An 18,794-nucleotide genomic window follows, 5' to 3' on the forward strand; every position below is an offset into this window, starting at 1 on the left:
GTTTCAATAGATGAAACAGGGAGAATTCAGTCTATGTCGTCGTGTCTAAAACAAATCATCCAACCGATGCCCTGCCTGAGCGTACCAACCGAAGTCGCGTCCCGTTCAGGCGAGGGCAATTGTGTTGGTGGATTAGTTGTTATATTCCTCATCAATCAACTTCAATGGTCGGTCGGCTGCGATCGTATTGAAGTGTGCTTGAAGTTGTTCGGCATATTGCGCGACTGATTGGCCGCCGGGAACATTGAAGTGTTCACCGCCGGTAATGTCGGCAATTTGCTGCATCAAATCCGTGTCTGCACCGGCACCAATACTAACGGTCATGATCTTGATCTTGGCCGACTTCGCGTAATACGCCTCGTCGAGCGCCGATTGCGCCGGCGAAGCGCCGGTCGAAGACCGGTTGGCAATACCATCGGTGATCAGAATCATCATTCGCATGGCTTTGGGCCGCGCGTTGGCGATCATCTCTTCCCGGCCCACCCGCATTCCAGCACCGATGTTGGTATAGCTATTGTAGTGACCCGCCTGACGATGCGTGGTCGTGCTGGTGATGGCAGCGAAGTTCTGCGACAAGCTGTGCTCCAACAAGGCATCCTCATTCGCGTTGTTGTACAAGGACAAGCCGACATTGTCCTCAGCTTTGACCGATTCCAAGTAGTTGACGAATAGGGACACGGCGTCTTTCAAAGCGGTCACTGGCTGGGCACTCGCCTTCCAGAGATCTTCGGTCTGATTGTGCGCAGGTTTGCTGCCCAACCAGTAATTGACCATCGACAATCCGCCGTACTTGTAACGGTAGTCATAGCCGCCTTGGTTCAAAGCCGAGTTGCCTTGCACATAGCTGAAATAGCTGCTCCAGTTTCCTGAACCGAAGGGATAATCAACACCGCTCAGCCCGAGCGCTGCTTGAATGGCGCTGGTTGTGAAATCGAACCGCTCACCATAACCCGGCCCTTCGCCGCTTTCATTGCTGCCTGACTTGACCCAGCAGCGTTTCAAATTGCTGGAGCAGTTGAATGTGTATGTTTGACCAACATTGAGATTATCGTATTTGTATTTGTTGCCGTTGGTGTATTCGACGACCACATTCGACAGGTCCTTCGTCGATTCCACGAAGATTTTCCTCTTACTTTTCAAGGTGACCTTAATATGTGGAATCGGACCCGAGGCTGGTTGTCCTTCGAAGGTCGCATAATCGGGCGCGAACGGCAGGTGATCGCCAATTTCGGCTGCCATGGCGCCCGCCTCAGTCATTTCGCCCCAGATCTGCTCCATGTTGTCCACGATCGCGTCGTGCCCCAACTTATTGATCGACTTCAATTCACTGTCGTCGTTCATTGATCCCGAAAGGTCAACGACCAGTATCACGTCGCGGGGTTGGAACGTTGCGATCGATGTGACTTCGATCTCGGCAAAATCGTGTCCGATGACCGGCGCGAAGAATAACGGAAGTCTGGCGTCAACGTCTCCGCCGCCCGGTGCGATTCCTGGACGAAACATGCGTTTGCCCGTGACTTTGATCACGTTGTAGGGGGAATCGCCGCTGCCGCCGCCGAAAGACAACTCGTAGCGGCCGGAATCAGAGTTGAATTCCTGACGCCCGAATTCGATATCGATCGGCTGAACGGTTTGGAATGGCTCGCCTTCGGATTCTCCCTGGACGGTGATTTGTCCGCCAGGATTGGTTGAAGCGACTTCCATGGCGGCTGCGGTGGCAGCGGTTTCCACATCGCCCTGATCGCTCATCATGTCCAATTCCAAAGCGGCGGACAGGACGGCGGCATCAGTGACGTTTTGCAATTGCGCCTTCGAATAAGCAATATAACCGACGTCGACTACGAACGCCGTAAATCCGAACAGCATCACCATACAGAACGCAGCCAGCACCAACACGGAGCCTTTTCGTTCTCTGGCTTGGGCAGATAACGCCCGAATTGTGGACTTGAGCCGAAACATAAACTTTCCCCTCTCCCAAGAGATTAGCGGAACGAACAAAGTCGAGCACGGAATTCACGCACGCTCCGTGAATGTACTTTGGGAATCGACATCTTGAGCACTAACAATGCGATCGAGGAACGCAATGTCGGCATGGATGCGCTCTAATACCGACAACCCTGAAACAAATTTTTGGGTGAACCACGACTTCAGAAGGGACTGACACCGTCGACGAATCGACTGAGGGGATTGGCGTTTGTGTGGTTAGCTCCTACTGTAAAGCTAGTGTGGCTTTTGCGAGAGTCAAATGAATCTGGGTAGGAATCGTTCAATTCCCGGTGACATGAGGCAACTAGTAAACACGTTCACAAATTGTGACAATGGGCTGAGCGTGATGATGTCTATTGGCACAGGCCATTGACTCTAAATTCCATCAATAAGATGCGATGGGTGATGCAATTTCATGAATGAGCAACAACATGAACAACTCCGCAAGGAGCACCGGCCTGAGGCGGTTGCCAAGCGGATTGCCGGCGAGCCGTTGCAAAACTATCTCCGCGATTTCGTTTATGGTTCCATTGACGGATGTGTGACGACGTTCGCCGTGGTCTCCGGCGTGATTGGAGCGGAACTCCCGGTGAGCGTCGTCGTGATCCTGGGTTTTGCCAACCTATTTGCCGATGGCTTCAGTATGGCGGTCAGTAACTATTTGGGAACCCGCGCAGAGGAACAATTGCTGCGCCGCGCCCGGCGTACAGAGGAAAATCACATCGATATCATCCCTGAAGGCGAAGTCGAAGAAATCCGTGAAATCTTTCGTCAAAAAGGCTTCGAGGGGGAACTGTTGGAACGTGTGGTCAAAGTCATTACCTCAGACCGCCGCCTCTGGGTCGAAACCATGTTGCAGGATGAATGGGGATTGTCACTGGTCGGCCCCAACGCACGGAAAGCCGCCACTGTCACGTTCTGCGCATTTGTCGCTGTCGGCTTTATTCCCCTACTGCCGTTTACGTTTTCTCTGGGAAAAGATATCAGTTCCGCCCAACTCTTCACCGCCAGCTCAGTCCTCACCGGTCTCGCCTTCTTTGCCGTCGGTGCGCTAAAGTCGCGGTTTGGTGTCGAGCACTGGTTCCGCAGCGGTGCGGAGACGTTATTGCTCGGTGGCGCCGCAGCAACGGTCGCGTATGTCGTGGGTGTACTTTTGCGAGGCATCGGCTAGTCAGCACCGCATGCGATTTCCCGTTGGCAAGAAACAACAACACCGAGCCAATGCACGATGCGCATGTACAGGCATCACGTTGACTTGCTTCCGCGCAGGTCTATAATCACGCCGAACAGCCACGATGAATCCTTTCTCCCTCTCAGCAACGGCCTACTATGAGCGAGCGACCTCGAACACTCGGACAACTCCGCGAAAGCGGCTACAAATCGCAGAGTGTCAAAGCGGAAATGCGGCGAAATTTGCTGGCGAAACTCCGCAGCGGAGAACCGCTGTTTCCCGGCATTCTGGGCTATGAAGAGACGGTCATCCCGCAAATTCAAAACGCGATTTTATCGCGGCACGACATGTTGTTTCTCGGCCTGCGCGGCCAGGGCAAGACCCGCATGTTGCGGATGTTGTCGCAATTTTTGGACGAGGCGATGCCCATCGTCGCCGGTTCGGAAATCAACGACGATCCGTTTCATCCGATCTCCAAATACGCCCGCGACCACGTCCTCAGTCGCGGCGATGATTGCCCCATCGAATGGGTCGGTCGCGAAGCTCGCTATCACGAAAAACTGGCCACGCCCGACGTGACGATCGCCGATTTGATCGGTGAAGTCGATTTGATCAAACATGCCGAAGGCAAACATCTCTCCAACGAAGATGTGATGCACTACGGTCTAATACCCCGCAGCAATCGCGGCATTTTCTGTATGAACGAACTGCCCGACCTCAGCCCGAAAATTCAGGTTGGACTGTTCAATGTGCTCGAAGAGCGCGACGTGCAGATTCGCGGTTTTCCGATTCGCTTGAACCTCGATCTACAAATGGTGTTCAGCGCCAATCCAGAGGATTACACCAACCGGGGACGCATTGTTACGCCGCTCAAAGACCGCATCGGTTCGGTGGTGCAGACGCATTATCCACTCACGCGGGAATTGGGGATCGAAATTACCGAAGCCAACGCTTGGCGCGATCGTGATGGTGAGGTCGACGTCCGCGTGCCTGGGTTTATGAAGGAGATCATCGAGGAAACGTCCCGCCTAGCGCGGAGCAGCGGCCACGTCAATCAAGCCTCCGGCGTGAGCGTCCGCATGTCGATCGCCAATTACGAATGCATGCTCTCCAACGCCGAACGCCGCGGCGTGGCCCTCGGTGCAAACGTCGTCGTCCCCCGCATCAGCGATCTGGCACACCTAGCGGCCAGTTCCCGCGGAAAATTGGAATTGAACATGACCGAGGAATCCGGCGAGGAAGACCGGTTGATCAACCGTCTGGTGGAGGAAGGAGTTAAAAACATCTTCGACCTGCACTGCAAACCGAGCCAATTCCGCAACGTCGTGGAATATTTCGACGCCGGAAACGCGCTGGAAGTCGGCGACGGAGTGAACACGTCCGACAGCCTCAAGAGTATGTACGGCATCCGCGATTTCCAAAACCAAATCGAAAACCTAGCCACCCAACTCGCCCCCGACCTAGCCACCGGCCCCGCCGCCGACGAACTGCACCTCAGCACCGCCGAATTCATCCTAGAAGGACTGCACTGTCATAATCGGATTAACAAACAACGCAAGACGGGCGGGGCGTTGTTTCAGTTGTGAGGGTTAAAACGGAAAGCTGATCAAGTCGCCGCCCCCTCACTTCACCACCGGTTCAAAATCAATCATCGACTCCGCTGGATGATCCGGGACCTGCAGGGTCAGGTATGGTTTGTCGGCGGCTTTGTGGCAGGCGTAGCAGGCTTCGAGTGTGAAGCGGTAGGCGGTGTTGAATTTTTCGCGGTCGCCGGCTTGGATCGCTGATTCCAGGTCCTTTAGTGGGCGATTCTCCAGTGATTTGAGGATGTCGGCCAGTTTGACCTCCTGGCCCTGGTTGTCTTTGCGGACCGGGATGATTCGTACCGCCCATCGCAGGTGCGAACGGGTCTCGTTGAAATAGAACTGTGCCAGCGGCCAATTCCCGTGCTGGCCGGCGAACCACAAATTGTCGTAGTGGTAAGCGACATCCATCATTGCGTGCGCTTGTCCGGGCAGCTTGCCTTTGATCATATCCAGTTCCGCACGCAGCGCAGCGGGACTCTCGCCCACGTCCTCCCCCGCTGCCCATGTCGCATGGCCCAACAATCCCGCTCCCAGTAGTCCGACCGTCAAACCGGCAACAAAGACTCCACCGCCGCGAACTTGATTCTTCAGTGTCATCGAATCGCTCCTGTAATCTTGTGACCACTGGAAACAATTCTACGGCGTGATTCGATCGCATGTATAGACAAATCCCCATGCCGTTAACCGGTTACGCGAACCGGGCAACTGGGACGGACGGAGCGGTTGGTTGTCCTATGTTCTTTGCATCAGATGCCTGCGTCTGAGGCAGCCAAAGAGTGCAAAGCTGATGCCGCCGATGCCCAGTAGCACAATGGCGGATGGTTCGGGGACTGGATTCGCCGGCGGCGGCTGGGTGACAAATCCGATGTTGTCGACCCCCACGCCGCGGTCTAGGTCGCCCAATTCCAACACAGCTTTGACGGCGAATCCGGCAGCGAAGACCTGAAGAAATTCCCAGTTGCCATCAATCGGTTGACTTTGCATGTTCACCGTTAACGACGACATACCAACGATATTTGTCATCGCTTGGTCGGCGAATAACGTCAGCGTTGCGGTCGCCGAATCGAGGGGCGCGTTCGAAGTGCCTTGTGCTCCGCCGTCGATGCGGAAGTCAAAAATATCGAGGCTCAGTTCGGTGATGCCGTTTGCAAATTCAAACAGGTAATTCGAAGCATAAATACCGGTGTCGGTGACGTGTTCATCGGTCATGAAGAACGATCCACCCCGGCCGTTGATCACATCATCATTGGTCAGGTCGGGATTGAATGAAGTCGTAAACGCACTGCGCGGCAAACCAACGGCGGCAATGTATGGCAGGCCGCTGGGATTGGCTGCGGGTCCATAAGTAGTCATCGTGACGAGGTTGTCCCCCGTGTCGATGGGGCTGTCGATCATTTGCAGGTCGACATAGCCGCTATCAAAGTCAATAAATCCTGCGCGGGCGTCGACCCCGCAAACGGCCAACACGACCGTAACGAGCATCAAAATTCTGATCATCGAAGTTCGTCTCAAAGTTGCCTAGCTCAATTGAAATTGATGAATCTTCCCTGGTGCGGTGAGCTAACCGACCACTCCGAAATCATCGCTCGGAGATCATCGTCCGTGGAGGATGCAAAGCCAGCTTTCTGCTTTTAAAGTCGTGCAATGCGTCGCACAAAACAGATAAACGACGCCCGATCGATTGAGTCAGTAGGGAAAATCGTGCCAAACAATCACGATTTGCCCGATCGGTGCGACACAAGCGGGACGGTTGAAGGGAATGTCGGGATTATTCCGGCAAGGAGGGCCGTCTCGCGCTGTCTCGGATGTTTAGCATGTCAATCACTGGCTTTACACATTGTAATGTCGGCTGAACACCTTGCAGTCGTCCAATCCATCAACTGCTGTCGTCTCCAACTCCCCGTTACGGAAAAATGGGTTCGCTGATTGCGTTTTCTATGGGACCGTCGAAAGCTCATCGGGTCAGGTGGCAGTCCGGGCTTTTGCGACTGAACAGTTTTCCCTCGCCGGCTCAATTGTCTTCCCTGGAGAGTTCCTCCCCAAAAACTTTCGGGGCGATCCCGTTGGGGTTATGTGTCGTATCTTGTATGCAGGGAGTCACTTACGTCATGTTGTGGGCGATTGGAATATTGCGTGTTACAAGGATTATCGGCTTTTTCTCATTTTTCTCTCAAAAGTGTGGCTCGTGGTGGGGACCGTTGGGCATCTAACAATAGATCGCTAATTTCCCCTTCAACAGTGTCTCACTGAATGTGAAAAAGGTTTGAAGAAAACATGACAAACATCACAAAGACGTTCGCATGGGTGGTTTTAATCTTGGCAACCGGACTAGGACAGGTTGCTACGGCCGCCACACCAAAGTTCGCAAAACTGGATCGTGGACAAGGCCGCATGCTGAACTTAATCGAAATGCATACCGAAACGCGGACACGCTTGGTAACGGTCCCCAGAGAGATCACGACCGCCGATGGCCGCATCGTGACCATCCAAGAGCAAATCGAACAGGAGTTTCAAATTGAAGTTCCAACCAGAATCGAACTGCCCTCCACCGATACGCAGTTCCGCACCGTCCTCGGTCAAGATGTCAGTTATCGAGAAGTTTATGGACGGATTACCCGCCCCACCGCCGTTGTCGTTGCGTCAGAATCTATCAAATCACGTTGGCTAGAATTATTGTCGCCGGACACTTTGGTTGTCCTCCTCAATTCCCCCAGTAATCTTCCTGCACCAAACCCGGTGGTCAATTTCGAACTCACGATTCCCGGCACCGGTGTGTTCAGCATTGCCCGCTTATCCGGCCGGGTGCTGACACTGACACTTGCGGGTGAACGATTCGTTTATAAACGATTTGAAGAATACGATACGCCGCGTTACGTGGGCTATTATAATCGGCGGCACAAGCTCGCACTGCGGTGGCCGCGAAGCGATAAAGGAGTTTTATTCAAAGGCGATGTCATGGGCGGCGGTGCGGTCCGTTTTTATGAAACCCGCATGCGAATTGTGGGAGTCCAAAAAACAAAACCTAAACCGGACACCATCGGACCGAACGATGAAGTCCTGCTGAATGTCATCAACAACTCTGGGCAACGCGTGAAGATCAGTTATTACGACACGAAAACAAATAAAGAACTGCCGTACAATCAGCTCAAGGCGGACGACTATTACGAACAGCCGAGCTTTGTGGGGCACCTCTGGATTGCCAAGGATTTGCAAGGCAATAAGGTTGCAGAATTCACAGTCCCAAGTGAGTCGACATCCAGCTGGGTAATTCGTCCCCCTGTGCAGACCACGGGATTTTGGAAGTCGTCCAGGGGGGGCATGTATATCGACCAGGGAAATGGAAAATGGCTCGCACTCGACCCGTCCGGCCAAATCTCAGGTCGGTTCGAAGAACGAGAACGGACCGACGAATTCCTGGCAATTTATGACGGGGATCAGCAACGCTGGGTCCGCATCTATAACAACAAAGCGATCACGACAGGTGCGGGAATCGCTGGCTGGCAAGATCTGGGAAAAGGGAAATGGGACCGCAGTTAAAAGCTACGGGTTGCCTCAGAGTCAATCGCGATTGAGCCCGCAGTAGGTCTGTTGAAGGTTGGGCATGCCCGATACCAACAGCCTCCTGCGGGTTTGTCGTTTAGGCTTGAGATAGAGAAACTCTGCAGTTCATAGACCAAACACGCTACAAATGAATCATCACGAAAAGACAACACCGAACTCGCGACCGGCCGTTAAGCGGCGGGCGGGTTTGCGTAGGATCGTCCAATGCAATTCGCATCAGGCGGGAGGTTGACCTACGGGTTTCGAGGTCAGGTAGCTGTTTCAAAAACAGCCTCCGCGAAGTAGCGGTACGACGCCATTTGGAACTCATTGATTTGGTACACCACGCGCACGGGAACTGCACACACGCGGCAGAGAAAGTCGGATACGCCCTGCTCGTAAGGGGATCTTCGATCTGTGAGCGCGTCGAATTGGGCACGTATTCCTGCTGGAATCGGCGAGGCATTGGGTTCTGTGACGGAAAAAAGGGTGTACTCGCCACAGTGTGGGCAGCGGTATCGCGGAAGATTCACCATCAGGTTCGGGTAGCCGTATCGCTCTGGATCTTGCAACAGATTCGGTAAACGTTCCTCGGAATGATCTGGATGATCTTCATCGCAAACTCTTCTTTTACGGATCCGGCTGCTCGAGTGCCTCGGAACCCTCGTCGGCCGGCTGTTCGTCACTGGCCTCGTTGTTTTTATCGCGCTGCTTTTTGAGGTGTTCAGCCCAAGCTGCTGGCGGAATATCCTGGAACATATTGTTAAACATCTCCTGGGACCTTCGCATTTCGGCAGCATGTTCCTTTGCCTCATGCTCTCTAAGTGCTTGTTGGTAACCTGGCCTAAAAATGAACCAATAGAAGTAACCGATAGCTACGATGGTCACCCAGGCCCACGCGGTGTTTTCTTCGGGCTCCTCAGCGGAGGATGACGGAGTGTCACTTTCCTCGCCTTCCACCAATGTGGGGTTCTGTTGCTGGGGGGCGGGCTGACGATGCGGCAAAAGTGCTAACACAATCCAAGCAATCGGCGTCAAGAAGGTGCACAAGATACCCCACGAATAGTGGTAACCCTTCGCAGACGCCCAGCTGCCCATCCCCGTGATAAAGAGTATGTCGAATCCAATAAACGTCACCAGAGCACCCAGCACCCCAATCTCTGAACTGACATACTCCTTGATGGCGATCGACGCGAGTATTCCACCGAACAACCAAACAAACGCTGCTAAGAGAATCAAAAATGCTTTCTTGAGCGTCATCGTCACAGCTCCTTACTATTGGGAGATGGAATGAGACTTGTTCGGCAGACGCACTTTCGCACTGAATGTTTGAGCCTATCGCGCAGCGGCTTGTCTGTCACCAACTTTTTGACGCGCCCTGGCCGATTCTTCAGATCCATAAAATTCTATCCACCGAGGTTTTTACTACAGGCTCCTCCTGATTCCAGGTATGCTGATTGAACGCTAACGTGTCACTCGGTTTATTCTGTCGTCTCAGCCGGTGATCTGCTGAAGGTTTAGACCCGCCGACACGAACACTCTCCCGCAGGGTGGCATTCCACAGAGAAACATTGCCGATCCACGAACAAGGTGCTCAACAATTGAATCGTCGCGATCAACAAACACCGGACGCGCTGCCGGCCGAGTTTCTTGATCATCTGCGCATGCTTGAAGACGCTTACTGTCAGCACGACGATCCCATTCGCCAGTCCGGGTTCAGCGGCGGAGCGCAACGCTGGCGCGACGAACGCTCCCCGCTTCTCACTGCCGTTGATACCGATGGCGATCTACTCGACGTTGGATGCGCCAATGGCTACCTACTCCAGTGTCTCGTCGGCTGGGCCAAAGAACGCGGAATCACAATCGTGCCGCACGGTGTGGATTGTGGCCCCCGCTTAATCGAAATGGCCCGACAGCGGATTCCAAACGCTGCACAAAACTTCCACCTCGCCAATGCCTGGGACTGGAACCCACCCCGAGGATACCGTTACGTCTACACGCTTGGGGATTGCGTCCCCGATGCTTTTCTCGCGCCGTACTGCCGGCGACTGCTCAACCAAGTCGTCGAACCCGATGGCCGCTTAATCCTCGGCATGTACGGAAGCCGCTCACGCAACATCCCACCCATCGATCTGGGACGGAAGTTAGAGCGGTTGGGATTTGATGTTGCAGGAACGACGCACGGTGGGGATCCGCCGGTGACGAGTTTTGCTTGGATTGATGCGGGGCGGTGAGTGGCGGGTGGGTTGTGGAGGATCGATTAATGCGATTCGCGTCAGGCGGGAGCCTGACCTTCTGGACTCGAAAGTATCCGTCGTCACGGTTTGATCGCCTTGATCATCGCCCGGCACGCATCGGTCGAGATCACTTCGGTAGACAGAAAGTCTTTGCGTGCGAGGGTGCTTTTGCCCGAACTGCTGGGGACGATGAGGATACGAGGGGGAGTCTGGAGACTGTGTTGTGCGTCATCTGTAGGGCCACCGTTCGCGGTAAAGTCGAGACAATTTATCGTTGGAATGAGCCAGGTTTCTAAGAGCTTGCTCGAAAACATCGGAAACTATTTCCTTTTTAAGAAGATGATTACCTTCGGTATATGACTGGCCTCGGCGCTCGAGGAACATTAGCGGGTTGTTGGCGGAAGTTCCCTCGGGAGAAATCTGTTCCGAAAACTGGCTCAATAGGGAACGAAAGTCAAATGTTCCAACTTTCACTTCTGCCTCCTCCTCAACCGGCCATTCGTAGTATCTGAGCTTGGCAGACCCGTCTTGACCGATGTCGAGTCGCCACGGCAGCCCGGCCAACAGTCCTATCGTGAAAACCTCTCCTTGATTCTCCCTTAGAAACTTGAGTGCTCGCCCATGGTTTGCCCCAAACCAGAAGCTTTCCCAGATGTTCGCAACTAATACATCATTCCACAAAAAGAAGCTTGCGTCGGAGCCATAAACATAGGGTCCGTTTTCCCATATCACCACGGCTTTGTCTTTTATCTCCTCAAATTGTTTTCTGAGGCCGTTGTCACTTAGGCATAATCGAGAGCCGAGTGCGATTTCTTGAAGCACAAACGTTACCAAAAACTTAGATAATGAATCACAGACTTTTTTCTCTCCTTGGAACGGCTCTCCATCCTCATTCCAGTGATCGCCGTCAACCCAAACTGGTGGATCATCCCCATCGGTGTGTGTTGAGCAGACCCAACATCCTTGATTCTCGTCGATGAACGTGAGTCGATTTTCGCCCGACATCTCCACTTTATTGAGCGACCTTAGAGAGTCCTGACAGGAAAAGGCACCAACGGCCCAAATCGACTCTCGCGATTTGTCGAATCCGGGCCATCGCCCCGCAAATTGATAGAGCTTACGTAACGGCTTCGGCAATGAGCATGTATCAACAGTTTGAATCGGTTCGCCGTAATGGTCCATCCGAGGACCAAGCCAGTACTCGATGAATTCACACAACGCATCCATTCGCTCTCTTGCCGAAGTGTAAGTAGTTAAGCGAGGTGGAGATTTACACATCAGCCAACTCCGTTTATCGACTAAAATGACACAGACAGCCTCAGATTCTCTTGGGGCCGCCTTGGAACTTCGCAGCATAAACCGCCTTCCCCACACAGTCAAATTTCACCCACACCTCACCCGCGCGGATACCGCCGGCAGTACTCATAAACCCCCATCGCTGCCGCTGTCGCCACGTTGTGGCTGTAGGGCATTCCGTAGGTCGGGATCTCAACTGTTGCGTCGAGGAGTGCGAGGATCTCTTCGGTGATGCCGGTGCGTTCGTTGCCCAGGACGAGGACTGTCTTGCGGGCGAAGGGGTAGTCGAATAGGGATTGTGAGCCGCTGGTTTGTTCTAGGCCGACCAGTGCGTAGCCTTCGCTGCGGAGTTTTTTGAGTTGCGGTTCGAGTGTGCGGTGCACTTCGACTTCGACGGCATCGGCGCCGTCGCGGGCGATTTTGCGGATCACCTTGGCGGTGCCCGTGCAGAGCACGCGCATCACGCCGCAACAGCCGGCGGCGCGGATGATGCGCGAGAGGTTCACGTTGCTCCGCAGCGGCGGGCAGGCGACGATCAGTTCGCGGGGTTGATCGAGCGGGCTGAGCGGCTTGTAGCGTTGATGGACGAATTCAGTCATCAGTCCTACCCGTCATGGGATGACTTGGCGCTCGCGCATAAAACAACGGCGGACCGAAATATTGGGCCGCCGTTGTGAGTTGTTTTTTTGTTCGCGGTTTGGTCGCGCGCGGCTCGGCAGGAGCCTCGCCCTTCCGGTTGCGATTGCTAGTTGGCTTCGGCCATTTCGACGTTGATGCGACGACCCTTTTGGTCGAAGACAACCGTCCCTTCGACCAGGGCAAAGATCGTGTAATCTTTTCCCATGCCGACATTGCGACCCGGATGCCATTTGGTGCCGCACTGACGAATCAGAATATTGCCGGGCGTAACGCTTTCGCCACCATATTTTTTGATGCCGCGCCGCTGCGCATTCGAATCGCGACCGTTCCGACTGGACCCTTGGCCCTTCTTATGTGCCATGACTACACTTCTCCGCTCTTATCGATCGTACGTACCGGTCGCGAGGCGACCTAATGGTTTTGGTCAGGAAACAGGCAGAATAACAGGAATCGAGCCCCGCGAAAAGCCTGCGCCACGCTGTTTTTGCCGCTGGAATGGTGACCAGGGCATCTTTTGTGTGCATTTTCACCATGGAGACACGGAAGACACGGGGGAATGGGCAAAAGACTGGAGGTTTTGGACCTTGGGCTTTCGGGGCTCGGTGCCGAAGCTTTTCCGGCGGACTACAGTCTAGAGCCGAAAGCCCGTCACTTCTGTGGCAAACCTGCTGCTCGCCCATTATCTTGGCGTAACAGGGTCACCGAATCTCACGCCAAATGAATGAGCCACTCCCATGGATGCCAATTACCAGATCGCCGACACTAGCGGCATCATTACGCCCGCGCTTGTTGTCTTTCGCGAATTTCTGGATGACAACATTCGCCACATGATCGAAATTGCCGGCGATGCCTCGCGGTTGCGGCCGCACTGTAAGACACATAAGACGGCTGAAGTCGTCCGACTGCAGGCGGCACAAGGGATCACGAAACAAAAATGTGCTACGTTTGCCGAAGCTGAGATGGTCGCTGAGGCGGGTTGCCGGGATGTCTGTTTGGCGTACAACCTCGTCGGTCCCAACATTGCACGGGCGGTGGCGTTTCGACAGAAGTATCCCGATGTGACTCTCTCGGTCACCGCCGATCACGAAATCCCCATCGCCGCTCTCGGCCATGCGATGACCGAAGCAGGAACGACGATCGAAGTTTTGCTCGACGTCGATACCGGACAACACCGCACCGGCGTCACGTGTTGCGAACGGGCGGAACGACTGTACCAGTTGATTGCCGAGACGGATGGTTTGATCCCCGGCGGCTTTCATGTCTACGACGGGCATCAACACCAACAGTCGCACGAAGAACGAAAAGCCGCCATTGATGTCGAGTGGGCCAAGGTGATCGAGCTGCGCGACAAATTGATCGCTGCCGGATTGCCCGTCCCCCGCATTGTCGCCGGTGGCACCGGTTCGTTTCCGGTCTATGCTACCAAAGAGGACCCGACGATCGAGCTGAGTCCCGGCACCTGTGTCTTCAACGATGCGGGCTATTCCGCCGCCTTTCCCGATCTCAAGTTCCCACCTGCGACAGGCGTGCTGACCCGTGTCATCAGCCGCCCCACGGACAATCGCATCACTCTCGATTTGGGTTATAAGGCAATCGCTTCCGATCCTCCGGCCGGCAAGCGGTGTACTTTTCCTGCCTTGCCCGATGCCGTGGCAGTGCTGCAAAACGAAGAGCACCTGGTGCTCGAAACCAATCGCGCCGGCGACTTTCAGCCGGGCGACGAATTGCTGGCCATCCCCACGCACATCTGCCCCACGTCAGCCATGCACAAACAAATAGTGGTCGTCTCAGGCGGCAAAGTGGCCGACCACTGGGACATCGTTGCCCGCGATCGGCAGTTGACGATTTGACGGGGTAGGGGGGTTCACCACGGAGGCACGGAGGGGAAATCGGGAGGTGCCTATTGCACCTCGAAAAACAAAAATGAGGACCGGGACCTCATGCACAGTATGGCTTAAGGGGCCACTTGTGTCTGGCACCAGTGTTGCCAGGCGGTGCGATATGCGGATTCGATTTCTGCGACGATCGGTTCCGGTTGGCAGAGCGACGAGGATTGCAATTGCTGACGTAAATCGTTGCGGATTTCGCTGAGTTGGGCGACGTCGCTGGCGATTCCTATGGCTGTCGAAATGTATTGTGGTTTCGAGGCAGCGGTTAGATATCCGTAGCCGGTTTGATTCAAAATGCCGGCGGACATGCGGCCTACGTAATTCGCGCCGCGGAGTGTGACCACGGGCACACCCATCCAGAGTGCTTCGCAAGTGGTCGTCGCACCGGTGTAGGGGAAGGGGTCGAGCGCGACGTCAACATGGTGATACGCCGCTAGGTGTTCCTCTTCGGATTCGACGAATCCTTGAAACTGGATCCGCTCTGCCGGAATGTGATGTTGCCGGAACAATTCGTGAAATCGCTGGCGCACCTTCTCGTCCCCGAACGCTCCATTTTTTAAGCGTAGGCGACTGTTGGGAATCGCCGCCAGAATTTCGGCCCAAACGGCGATCACATCCGGCCCGATTTTTGCGAGCTTGTTGCACGAGCCGAAAGTGACATAACGATTCTTCAGCGCCGGCGGGGGTTGTACGTCGGGTGCGGATTGTGGCGGGGCGAAGGTAAAGCTCCCAGCGGGAATGCGGACCAGCGTTTCGGTGTGCCGACAGGGTTCCTCCGGCGAGTCGCAAATGGCGTCGGTGATGCGGCAATCGATGGTGGTTAACCCGGTTGTGTTTCCGTAACCCAACATCGAAAACTGTACCGGCGCCGGTTTCTGAGCGAAGACCAGCAGTCGATTTCCAGCGGTATGTCCCGCCAAATCGACGAGCACATCGATGCCGTCTTGTTGAATCCGCTCAACGAGTTCCGCATCCGCCATGCCGGCGACGTTGTGCCACTCATCCGCCAGTTTTTCTAAACGTTCAGTCACCGCATCAGGCGCAGGGACATCGCTATAGCAAACGACCTCGACCTCAGAAGTGTTACGCAATTTCAAAATCGGTTCAATGAACGAGGCCACCGGATGACGGCGAAAATCGATTGAAATGTACCCAATACGCAAACGGCGTCGCGGCTGAGGCGAATTTGCATGCGTTGTGATATGGGGAATATCGGCGGCATGTTGCTGTTGCCAACGGAGATGTTCATCAAAGAGCTCATCCAGATCGACGCCGGGATCGTATCCGAGCGAAATCAGCAGATTGCTGTGGGCTTTGATGAATTGCGGTTGGAGTTGCAGCGTTTGCCGAAAGCAATACTGTGCCTCTTTCACTCGGCCTTCATAAAGGTAGAGCACGCCCAAGTTGAGGTGCGCCGTCGCAGAACTTGCATCGAGCTGAATCGCCGTTTGGAATTCCTGTTCCGCCTCGCGCAAACGGCCTTGTCGTTGCCGCAAGAGGCCCATGTGATTGTGCGCACTGAGTGCCTGCGCGTCTGTGCAAGCTGCCTGAGCGAATTGGACTTCAGCTTCCTCTAGGCGGTTCGTTTGCGCTAACACATTCCCTAAGTTGTCGGCTGCGCTGGCGTGATTGGGCTGCAGACGGAGTGCCTGTTGAAAACTCTGGATTGCGGCGTCGTTGTCTCCCAATCGCCGCTGCACGATGCCGAGATTGTTGTACGCAGCTGGGCAATTGGGATCGATATCGAGGGCCGCTTGTAGACAAATGCGAGCCTCCTCCAGGCGATCCAACTGCCGCAATGTGTCGCCGAGATTGACGTAAGCGTCCACAAAATCGGGGCGCGCGGCGACGGCGCGCTGAAACGCAACACCGGCGTCATCGAATTGCTGCTGGCGTTTGAGGGCAACACCCAAATTGTTGTGCGCCTCGGCCAAATCGGGCGATACGGCCAGCACTTGATGGTAACACTCCACCGCTTGTCGATAGTCACCGGCGGCCAACGATTCATTGCCGCGCAGAAAGTGTCCCGACAAATCAGCAGCCGCGTTTGCTGCAGGAGCATGTAGTTTATAGTTCAACGCCATACCGAATTCTCCGGTCCGCATTTCCGATGTCTGTTTGCAGTTTTAACCACAACAACCCTTCAACCTGCTTTGCGGTTGCCCTGACACCAACGTTGCCACATATCGCGATACATCGTCTCCACGCCCGTGGCTGCAGTCACCGCATCACAGACTGGTGATTGCGCCATTTGTTCTCGCAATTGCGTGCGAATATTTCCTAATCGCGGCATGTTCTCCGCCAAGGTGCGGGTGATCTCTTGGTACGCCTGTGGTGTCTCCGCGATCAATTCTGGACAACCGATCTGCGTCAGCAGACTGGCGGATAACCGGCCGACGTATTGATTTCCGCGCAATGTCACCACAGGAACGCCCATCCACAGCGACTCGCAGGTCGTGGTGGCGCCGGTATAGGGAAACGAGTCCAACGCAATATCGATGCGGCCGTACAGTTCTAGATGTTCTTGCAATTTAGCAACCTGTCCCAGCAGGTCGAGCCGCGCGGTATCGATTCCGTGTTGAGAGAACCTTTGGAGAAAGTCCTCCCGGGTAGCGGCATCGATGAATGAATGGCTTTTCATGATCAGTCGACTGGTCGGCGCGTCGCGGAGAATGGCCGCCCACAATTTCACCACGCCGCTGTTGATCTTGGCGAGATTGTTAAACGAGCCGAACGTGACGTAGCCGTTTGCGAGACAGGGCGCCGGCGCAACCGGCGGGGCATTCGCTGGGGGGGCATAACAAAAGATTCCACTGCGAAGATAGGCCAACTCCTCGACATGCCGCCGCGATTCACCAGGAGGATCGGCGACGACGTCGGTCAGGCGATAGTCGATCGCCGGGATCCCCGTTGTGCCGCCATAACCCAGATGCGTGATTTGCACTGGTGCGGCTCGTTGCGCGAGGACCTGTAGCCGATTGCCGCCGGTGTGCCCGGCCAGATCGACGAGGATGTCGATCTCTTCGTCGACGATCATCTTGAGAACTTCCTGGTCGGTTTTTCCTTGCACATCCCGCCAGGTATCGGCATGGGCTTTTAACCGGGCAGTTATGGCGTCGGGAGCCGTCACGTCGGAATAACAACTCACGTGGACCGCGCGACGGTCGTGAGCCTTCAATAAGGGTTCGATGAAAGAGGCGACGGAATGCGCGCGAAAATCGGCGGAGAGATATCCGATCCGCAGCGGACGTGATTGCAGCGGATTGTTTTTCAGTCGCGGCGTGGCACCCGTCGGGACCACGTGTCGTCGGGACCAACGTTGATGCTCCTCAAAAATCTCTTCGACGGACAGTTCAGGATCATAGTGTAAAGTCATCAACAGATTGCTATGAATCCGCGCGGAGCTGTCGTCGATTTGAAGTGCGCTGCGATAGGCGGCGATAGCCTCTGTGGGTCGGCCTTGTAATTGGAGTATGCCTGCCAAGTTGGCGCGGGGCTCGGCAGCTTGCGGGAGCAAACGGATCGATTCTGAAAAACAGTCAGCCGCCGCTGACAATTCGCCTCGTTCGCGCAACAGGCTGCCCAGACTATTATGAGCCATCGCAAAATCGGGGCGCAAGCGGACAGCTTCTCGAAAGCACGCTTCGGCCTCGGTCAAATGCAGGAGCCGCAGATGGGCGATCCCTAAATGATGATGAGCGCGTGCATGCTCCGGCGCGCGTTGAATCACATTGCTCAACTGCTCAATCGCTTCATCAAATCGCCCGCAATCGAGGAGCGTCGCGGCCAATTCAAAATGGGCGTCAATTTGCTGGGGGGATTTCTTGCACAACCGCTGGAACTGTTCAAGCGCCTCTGGGATACGGCCTGCCGCGCGATGCGATATGGCGAGTAATAAAGCGGCTTCATCAAAGTCGGGGTCATGCACCAATGCCTCGCTGAGGCACCGCACAGCTTCGGTGAGTTGCCCCTGACGTTTGAAGATCATCCCGAGCCGATAATACGCCTTAGCCATACCGGGGTGCTGGCGAACGACCGCGGCAAAGTCGGCTAGGGCGGCGTTCCACTGGCCTTGTTCCTGGCGGAGTGCGCCGAGGTTGAAACGGGCATCAACAGATTGCGGGCTGATTTCCAAAGCGGTTTGAAAGTGTTGTTCGGCAGCGTCATAACGGCGGACGGCTTGGAGTGCATTGCCCAAATTGTTGTGAAAGGTCGCGTTCTGCGGGCGCAGTTCCAGTGCGCGTTGAATCCACTGAATCGCGTCTTCGTACTCTCCCCGTTGATGAGCAATGACACCGGTGAGATGCAGCGCATCAGCGTTCTGCGGATCGACAGACAGAATTTGTGCGTACGCCTGAGCGGCGCGGTCCCACGCGCCCGCTTGATGCAGCGCGACAGCCGCTTGAATTGTGACTGGTTGTCCATCCATGGAACTCTCCTCCAAGTCGTT

General features: G+C 55.0%; 14 protein-coding genes. 5 read left to right on the forward strand and 9 right to left on the reverse strand.

Annotated elements, in window-relative coordinates:
- Positions 1-132: 132 nt before the first annotated feature.
- A complete protein-coding gene (locus CA54_RS09200; RefSeq protein ID WP_146370492.1) occupies positions 133-1,959 on the reverse strand; it encodes a VWA domain-containing protein in 1,827 nt (608 codons plus the stop codon).
- A 442-nt stretch (positions 1,960-2,401) separates the two neighbouring features.
- Between CA54_RS09200 and CA54_RS09205 the strand changes: the two genes are divergently transcribed.
- Together CA54_RS09205 and CA54_RS09210 are read left to right on the forward strand one after the other, a co-directional pair.
- The gene (locus CA54_RS09205) at positions 2,402-3,157 is read left to right on the forward strand and encodes a VIT1/CCC1 transporter family protein (protein ID WP_146370493.1); all 756 of its coding nucleotides are present in this window, start codon (positions 2,402-2,404) and stop codon (positions 3,155-3,157) included.
- A gap of 158 nt (positions 3,158-3,315) precedes the next feature.
- Complete coding sequence (locus tag CA54_RS09210; protein ID WP_146370494.1) at positions 3,316-4,743, forward strand: sigma 54-interacting transcriptional regulator; 1,428 nt, start codon at positions 3,316-3,318, stop codon at positions 4,741-4,743.
- Between the two features lie 36 nt (positions 4,744-4,779).
- Here the strand turns inward: CA54_RS09210 and CA54_RS09215 are convergent, their stop codons facing one another.
- Positions 4,780-5,340: a hypothetical protein gene (locus CA54_RS09215; protein WP_146370495.1), complete on the reverse strand. Its 561-nt coding sequence runs from the start codon at positions 5,338-5,340 to the stop codon at positions 4,780-4,782.
- 135 nt (positions 5,341-5,475) lie between these two features.
- Positions 5,476-6,240: a PEP-CTERM sorting domain-containing protein gene (locus CA54_RS09220; RefSeq protein ID WP_146370496.1), complete on the reverse strand. Its 765-nt coding sequence runs from the start codon at positions 6,238-6,240 to the stop codon at positions 5,476-5,478.
- Between the two features lie 777 nt (positions 6,241-7,017).
- Here CA54_RS09220 and CA54_RS09225 point away from each other — a divergent pair.
- Entirely contained in the window at positions 7,018-8,280 is a 1,263-nt protein-coding gene (locus CA54_RS09225; protein WP_146370497.1) for a hypothetical protein, read from the forward strand.
- Between the two features lie 633 nt (positions 8,281-8,913).
- Here CA54_RS09225 and CA54_RS09230 read toward each other — a convergent pair.
- Positions 8,914-9,543, reverse strand: coding sequence for a hypothetical protein (locus CA54_RS09230; protein ID WP_146370498.1), 630 nt, complete (start codon positions 9,541-9,543; stop codon positions 8,914-8,916).
- Positions 9,544-9,854: 311 nt separating this feature from the next.
- Between CA54_RS09230 and CA54_RS09235 the strand changes: the two genes are divergently transcribed.
- Entirely contained in the window at positions 9,855-10,517 is a 663-nt protein-coding gene (locus CA54_RS09235) for a class I SAM-dependent methyltransferase (protein ID WP_146370499.1), read from the forward strand.
- Positions 10,518-10,748: 231 nt separating this feature from the next.
- Here CA54_RS09235 and CA54_RS09240 read toward each other — a convergent pair whose 3' ends face one another.
- The 3 genes from CA54_RS09240 to rpmA form a co-directional block, all read right to left on the reverse strand.
- The gene (locus tag CA54_RS09240) at positions 10,749-11,747 is read right to left on the reverse strand and encodes a hypothetical protein (RefSeq protein ID WP_146370500.1); all 999 of its coding nucleotides are present in this window, start codon (positions 11,745-11,747) and stop codon (positions 10,749-10,751) included.
- Between the two features lie 167 nt (positions 11,748-11,914).
- On the reverse strand, positions 11,915-12,415 hold the full coding sequence (locus CA54_RS09245; RefSeq protein WP_197532322.1) for a TrmH family RNA methyltransferase: 501 nt from the start codon (positions 12,413-12,415) through the stop codon (positions 11,915-11,917).
- Between the two features lie 146 nt (positions 12,416-12,561).
- A complete protein-coding gene (rpmA, locus tag CA54_RS09250) occupies positions 12,562-12,816 on the reverse strand; it encodes a 50S ribosomal protein L27 (protein WP_146370501.1) in 255 nt (84 codons plus the stop codon).
- A 373-nt stretch (positions 12,817-13,189) separates the two neighbouring features.
- On the opposite strand from rpmA, the gene CA54_RS09255 reads away from it, so the two are divergent.
- On the forward strand, positions 13,190-14,305 hold the full coding sequence (locus tag CA54_RS09255) for a D-TA family PLP-dependent enzyme (protein WP_146370502.1): 1,116 nt from the start codon (positions 13,190-13,192) through the stop codon (positions 14,303-14,305).
- A 104-nt stretch (positions 14,306-14,409) separates the two neighbouring features.
- Here CA54_RS09255 and CA54_RS09260 read toward each other — a convergent pair whose 3' ends face one another.
- Together CA54_RS09260 and CA54_RS09265 are read right to left on the reverse strand one after the other, a co-directional pair.
- Entirely contained in the window at positions 14,410-16,428 is a 2,019-nt protein-coding gene (locus CA54_RS09260; RefSeq protein WP_197532323.1) for an O-linked N-acetylglucosamine transferase, SPINDLY family protein, read from the reverse strand.
- 59 nt (positions 16,429-16,487) lie between these two features.
- Entirely contained in the window at positions 16,488-18,773 is a 2,286-nt protein-coding gene (locus CA54_RS09265) for a tetratricopeptide repeat protein (RefSeq protein WP_146370504.1), read from the reverse strand.
- Positions 18,774-18,794: the final 21 nt, after the last annotated feature.

Source organism: Symmachiella macrocystis, assembly GCF_007860075.1.
Lineage (GTDB): Bacteria > Planctomycetota > Planctomycetia > Planctomycetales > Planctomycetaceae > Symmachiella > Symmachiella macrocystis.